General features: G+C 67.5%; 1 protein-coding gene. It reads right to left on the bottom strand.

The window, feature by feature from the left end:
* Positions 1 to 896: 896 nt before the first annotated feature.
* A partial coding sequence (locus tag B2284_RS02605; protein WP_286697146.1) for a M23 family metallopeptidase occupies positions 897 to 1,372 on the bottom strand: 476 nt, incomplete at its 5' end.

The following is a 1,372-nucleotide window of genomic DNA, read 5'->3' as shown; positions in this document are numbered from 1 at the left end:
ACGCTCTGCTCCGCCTGCAGATCCTGCGGCGGCAGCTTGCCCGGCGGCATCGACGACGAACCCGCCCCGTCGAACTCCGGCGGCGCCTCGTACGGCTCCAGCTCAGCCACGCTCACAACTCCTCGAATCGGGTGCCACCCGCCCGGCCGACGCCGCACGATCCGTCACGACCCACCCTTGCACTCACCACCGACAACAGTAGGCAGACGCCCCGTCCGTTCACGAACCCGTCTGTGGACGGTGCTGTGGACAAGGTGTTGGAAACGCCGGTGGCGGTTGTGCACAGACGCGGGACAAACCTGTGGATGATTCGCCCGCCCGCCGTGGGAACCGCGCCACTGCGGTGATTCGCCGATCCACACCCTGTGGACGAAGATTGCTCCCGGTCGTCGACAACCTGGGTTGTCGTCCACAGCCCCGAAAGCCTCGAAAGCTCCCCCACCCCCCACCAGCCGGCCACGTTGCGTTCACGGCCCGCTTGGCGCCCATCGTCCTGCGCGACGCGCGGACCACCACGCCACATCAGACCCACGAGCACCTCGCTGCAGCGAGCGAGGACACCCCGACGCACGAACGTTCGCCGTGATCATCTTCCGAGGGTGGAACTCTCACATGCGGTCGAGTTCCGCCCCCTGAAGCATGGCGAACCAGTGGGGGGCTGATGCGCCGGGGTGCCATCCCACTCAATCAAGACCACCCCGGCTTCCGGGCGTCACGACACACCTCAGCGCTGGATCGAAACTGTTTTCACAGGTTCACACGCACGGCGCGTGAGCGCCTGCCACCCGTCGACAGCCCGCGCGGTCGACACCCAGCCTGCGCGGCATCCCACGCCGCGCCGCCACGGCAGTGCACGTGAAGCACCCCACCCGGGCAGGCCGGGTGGGGTGTCGCCGTCAAGATCCGTTGCGCGAGACGCCGACCGTGCCCGGGACGTAGGTGGTGCCGAGCTCCTTCGAGTCGGCGATCTTGATGCTCGTGTAGGAGGAGCAGTCAACGATGCCCCAGTGCAGGTGCGGTCCCGTCGAGAAGCCGGTGTTGCCCGACAATGCGATCTTCTGCCCCTGCGAGACTCGCTGCCCCGCAACGACGTTCATCGACGACAGGTGCGCGTACTCCATGCAGAAACCGGAGGCGTCCTTGATGAGGACGGTGTTGCCACCGGTGACGTTGTTCTCGGTCTTGAACACGACGCCCGACGCGGAGGCGACGACCTGCGTCCCCGTCGGAACCCCGAAGTCGACGGCGTGCTTGTCGTAGTACTTGTGGTGGCTCGCTGCCCCGTACGGACCCTGCGTGATGGGCGCCGGGTAGCCGTTGAGGAACGGCAGCTCGTACGGCGCGTCCGGGTGGACGAGCGGCGGGACGCCCG

It is taken from the genome of Dermacoccus sp. UBA1591 (assembly GCF_002322065.1).
GTDB lineage: Bacteria > Actinomycetota > Actinomycetes > Actinomycetales > Dermatophilaceae > Dermacoccus > Dermacoccus nishinomiyaensis.
The sequence above is the reverse complement of the archived record's forward strand: the minus strand, read 5'-3'. Positions and strand labels throughout refer to the sequence as shown.